The organism is Streptomyces sp. NRRL S-1022, from assembly GCF_000720135.1.
In the GTDB taxonomy this organism is placed as follows: domain Bacteria; phylum Actinomycetota; class Actinomycetes; order Streptomycetales; family Streptomycetaceae; genus Streptomyces.
The window spans coordinates 1-5196 of the sequence record NZ_JOIU01000061.1 but is presented as its reverse complement, the minus strand read 5'-3'; the positions used below and the strand labels follow the sequence as shown (position 1 = coordinate 5196).

General features: G+C 74.2%; 1 protein-coding gene. It reads left to right on the top strand.

Annotation, left to right across the window (positions count from 1 at the left end; genetic code table 11):
- Window positions 1-5196: non-ribosomal peptide synthetase (locus IG05_RS43065; RefSeq protein ID WP_037815817.1), on the top strand; the 5196-nt coding region annotated here is incomplete at both ends.

Here is a 5196-nt window from a genome sequence, read left to right as displayed (position 1 = left end):
CCGGCGCCGGCCCGACGGCAGCCTGGAGTTCCTGGGCCGGGCCGACGACCAGGTCAAGATCCGCGGCTACCGGATCGAACTCGGCGAGATCGAATCCGTACTGGCCGGTCATCCGGGGGTCCGCGAGGCCGTCGCCGTGGTCCGGGACGAGCAGCTCGTCGCCTATCTCGTGCCCGCGACGGACGAGGCGCCGTCCGGTGCCGAACTCGTCGCGCTGTGCGGGCAGTCGATGCCCTCGTACATGGTGCCCGCGGCCTTCGTCACGCTGGCCGCGATCCCGCTGACCGCCAACGGCAAGCTCGACCGGCGCGCCCTGCCCGCCCCCGACCGCACCGCCTACGCGGCCTCCCGGTACGTCGCCCCGCGCACCCCGCTGGAGGAGCGGATCGCCGCCGTGTGGCGGGACGTGCTCGGCGTGGACCGGGTCGGTGTGCACGACGGGTTCTTCGACCTGGGCGGCGACTCGATCCGCGCCGTCGCCCTCGTCGGTGCCCTGCGCGCCGAGCACCTGGACGTCTCCGTCACCGACGTCTTCGCCCGGCGTACCGTCGGCGACCTCGCCCACCTGCTGGCCGAGCGCGGCGACCTGACCGCGGCCCGGGGCCCGGTCGAGACGTTCGCGCTGCTGTCCGCCGAGGACCGGGCCGCCCTGCCGGACGGCCTGAGCGACGCCTACCCCATGTCCCAGGTGCAGACCGGGATGGTGGTCGAGCTGCTCGACGGCGGCGACGCCTACCGCAGTTTCGTCGCCTACCGGGTGCGCGACCCCCACCCGTTCTCCGAGGAGGCCCTGCGCCGGGCCGCCCGGACCGTCGTCGGCCGGCACGAACTGCTGCGGACCTCGTTCGACCTGCACTCCTACTCGGTGCCGATGCAGCTGGTGCACGCCGAGGCCGAGGTCCCGGTCACCGTCCACCACGTGCCCGGCGCGGCCGGCGACGAACCGGACGACGAGCTGATGCGGCTGCTGCTGGCGGAGCGGAACGCCGAGATCGACCTCGGGAACGCCCCGCTGCTGCGGGTCACCGCCTACGTCACCGCCGACGGCTGGTGGCTGTCGCTGTCCCGGCCGCACGCCATCACCGAGGGCTGGAGCCACAACTGGCTGCTGTCCGAACTCATCGGCTGCTACCGAGCGCGGCGCGACGGCGTGGAACCGGCACCCCACCAGGCGCCGGACGTCCGCTACGCCGACTACATCGCGGCCGAGCTGGACTCCCTCGCCTCCGCCGAGGACGCGGCCTACTGGCAGGACATCGTCGACAGCCACCCGCCGCTCACCCTGCCCGACGGCTGGGAGCGCGCCCCGGAACCCGGCGAGGGCTACGACCTCGTGCTGCCCCTCGCCGACCTGGAACCGGGGCTGCGCGAGGTGGCCACCCGGCTGCGGACCTCCGTCAAGAGCGTGCTGCTCGCCGCCCACGCCAAGGTGATGAGCCGGCTCACCGAGTCCCCGGCCTTCCAGCTGGGCCTGGTCGTCGACGCCCGTCCCGAGATGCTCGGCGCCGACCGGGTGTACGGCATGCACCTGAACACCGTGCCGTTCCCGGTGGACCGTTCCGCCCGCACCTGGCGGGAGCTGATCACCCGGGTCTTCGACCGGGAGGTCGAGCTGTGGCCGCACCGGCGCTACCCGTTCCCCGCCCTCCAGCGGTCCTGGCGCGGCGGACGGCTGGTGAGCGTCGCGTTCAACTACGTCGACCTGCCCCGCCTGGACGGGGAGGACGGCGACGAGACCCGTGCCGACGCCCGGCTCGGCACCAACCGCACGGAGTTCGACGTCACCGTGCACTGCCGGCCCGACCGGCTGAGCCTGTCCACCCGGACCGCCGTCCTCGGCCGGGCCGACGGTGAGCGGCTGCGCGCGATGTACCGCGCGGTGCTGGAGGCGATCGTCGCCGACGTGGACGGCGACGCCCGTGCCGACTGCCTGCCGGACGGCGAGCGCACACTGCTGCTGGAGACCCGCACCGACACCGCCCGCACCCCGGTCGACCTGCGGGTACCCGAGGAGTTCCAGCGCCGTGCCGCGCTCACCCCGGACGCCGTGGCCGTCACCGCCGACGACCGGATGGTGACGTACGGGGAGCTGAACGGCCGCGCCAACCGGCTCGCCCACCACCTGCGCGGACTCGGGGTGGGACCGGAGACCCTGGTCGCCCTCTGCCTGGAACGCTCCCCGGAGCTGGTCCTGGCCGTGCTGGCGGTGCTCAAGGCCGGCGGCGCCTATCTGCCGCTCGACCCGGAGGCGCCCGCCGACCGGCTGCGGTTCATGGTGGAGGACGCCGGTGCCCGCTTCCTGCTCACCGCCGGGGCAACGGCCGCCGCGGTGCCCGACGCGGAGGGCGTGACCCGCGTCCTGGCCGACCGTCCGGACTCGTGGGGTGCCCGGCCGGACACCGACCCGGAGCCGCTCGCCGGACAGGACGGGCTGGCGTACGTCATCTACACCTCCGGTTCCACCGGCCGCCCCAAGGGCGCCATGGTGCGCCGCGACGGCATGGGCAACCACCTGCTGGCCAAGATCGAGGACCTGGAGCTGGACGCCGGCGACAGCGTCGTGCAGAACGCCTCCCCGGCCTTCGACATCTCCGTGTGGCAGATGCTCGCCCCGCTCGTCGTCGGCGGCAGCGTGCGCACCGTCGACGGGGCCACGGCGCTGGACCCGAAGGAGCTGTTCGCGCGGGTCGCCGCCGAGGACGTCACCGTCCTGGAGGTCGTGCCGTCGCTGCTGCGGACCGCCCTGGACTACTGGGACGCGGGTGCCGCGGCGCCCGCCCTGCCGCGGCTGCGCAGACTGGTCGTCACCGGCGAGGCGCTCCCCGCCGAGCTGTGCGACCGCTGGCTCGCCCGCCACCCCGGCATCCCGCTGGTGAACGCCTACGGCCCCACCGAGTGCTCCGACGACGTCACCCACGCCGTGCTGTCCGGCACCGCCGACCTCGGCGCCCGGGTCCCGATCGGCCGGCCGGTGCGCAACACCCGGCTGTACGTGCTGGACGAATGGCTGCGCCCGCTGCCCGTGGGCGTACCCGGCGAGCTGTACGTCGGCGGCGCCGGCGTCGGCCGCGGCTACCTCGGCCGGCCCGGGCTCACCGCGGAACGCTTCGTACCCGACCCGTACGGGCCGGCCGGTGCCCGGCTGTACCGCACCGGCGACCTGGCCGCCTGGCGGGCCGACGGCAGCCTGGACTTCCTGGGCCGCCTGGACGACCAGGTCAAGGTCCGCGGACACCGGATCGAGCTGGGCGAGATCGAGGCCGCGCTGGGCGCCCACCCCGCGGTCCGGCAGGCCGTCGTGGTCGTCCACGAGGAACGGCTCGTCGCCTACCTCACCACCCGCGACACCGACCGGCCCGCCCCCGAGGAGCTGCGCGACCGGCTCGCCCGCACGCTCCCGGAGTACATGCTGCCCGCCGCCTACGTCACGCTGGACGCCATCCCGCTGACCCCGAACGGCAAGCTCGACCGGCGGGCGCTGCCCGCACCCGACGACACCTCCTTCGCCCGCGGCGCCTACCTGGCCCCGCGCGACGCAGAGGAACAGCGGATGGCCGAGGTCTGGGCCCAGGCCCTGGGCGTGGCCCGGGTCGGTGTCCGCGACGGCTTCTTCGACCTGGGCGGCGACTCCATCCGGGCCGTCGCGCTCGTCGGCGCGCTGCGCGCCCAAGGCGTCGACCTCGCGGTGCGTGACGTCTTCGAGGCCCGCACCGTGGAACGGCTCGTCGAACTGGTCGCCGGGCGGGAGACGCTCACCGCGGAGGAGCGGGCGTTCACCGCCCCGTTCGCGCTGATCTCCGCCGAGGACCGGGCGCGGCTGCCCGAGGACGTGACGGACGCCTACCCGGTGGGCCGCACCCAGCTCGGCATGCTGATCGAGACCACCGGCGGCAACCGCAACCCGTACCACATCGTCAACACGTTCCGGGTCGCCGACGACCGGCCGCTGGACCCGGGGGCGCTGCGCGCCGCCGCCCGGGTGCTCGCGGCGCGGCACGAGATGCTGCGCACCTCCTTCCACCTCACGGGCTACTCGGTGCCGCTGCAACTGGTGCACGCCTCCGTCGAGATCCCGGTCGCCGTGCACAGCGTGCGCGATCTGACCGAGGAGCAGCTGACCGCAGCCCGCTTCGAGCTCCAGGCCCGGCAGCGCGCCGCCCTGTTCGAGATCGACCGGGCCCCGCTGATGCGGATCCTCGCCCACGAGGAGAGCGACGACGCCTGGTGGGTCACGTTCACCCAGTCGCACGCGATCACCGAGGGCTGGAGCTACCACCAGCTGCTGGTGGAGCTGCTCGACTGCTACCGGGCGTTCCGGGACGGCGGCGAACCGGAGCCGTACGCGGTGCCCGAGGTGCGCTTCGCCGACGCGGTCGCCGCCGAACTGGCCGCGCTGGACTCGGCGGACGACCGCGCCTACTGGCAGCGCGTCACCAGCGGGCACGCCCCGGTGGCCCTGCCCCGCGACTGGGCCGGCACCAGCGCCGAACCGGTCTACGAGGAGGTCCCCTTCGACGACCTCGGCGACCGGCTGCGGGAACTGGCCGCCACGGCCGGCGTCTCCTACAAGAGCGTGCTGGTCGCCGCGTTCATGAAGGTGATGGGCCAGCTCACCGACGAACCCGCCTACCACGCGGGCCTGGTGTGCGACACCCGGCCCGAGGCGGCGGGCGCCGAACGGGTGCTCGGCATGTACCTCAACACGCTGCCGTTCGCCGTCGACCGCAGCGCCCGCACCTGGCGGGAGCTGGTCGGTCAGGTCTTCGACCGCGAGGTCGAGCTGTGGCCGCACCGGCGCTACCCGATGCCCGTCGTGCAGCGGGACTGGGGCGGCGGCCGGCTGATCAACGCCTACTTCAACTACATCGACTTCCACCAGGTCGACACCGGCAAGGTCGCCACCGGCACCCGCATGACCAGCGCGGCCAACGAGTTCGACCTGACCGTCTTCAACCGCGGCGACCGCCTCTACGTCAACACCCGCGCCGACGTCATCTCCGAGCCGCACGCGGAGCGGCTGGCGGGGATGTTCCGTGCGGTGCTGGAGGCGATGGCGGCGGACCCGGAGGGTGACGCGCGGGCGGTGTACCTCCCGGTGGGGGAGCGGGAGTTGATCCTGGCTTCCGCCGGTACGCAGGGGCCGGTGGTGCCGGTGTCGGGGACGCTGCACGCGCTGTTCGAGGAGCAGGCGGCGCG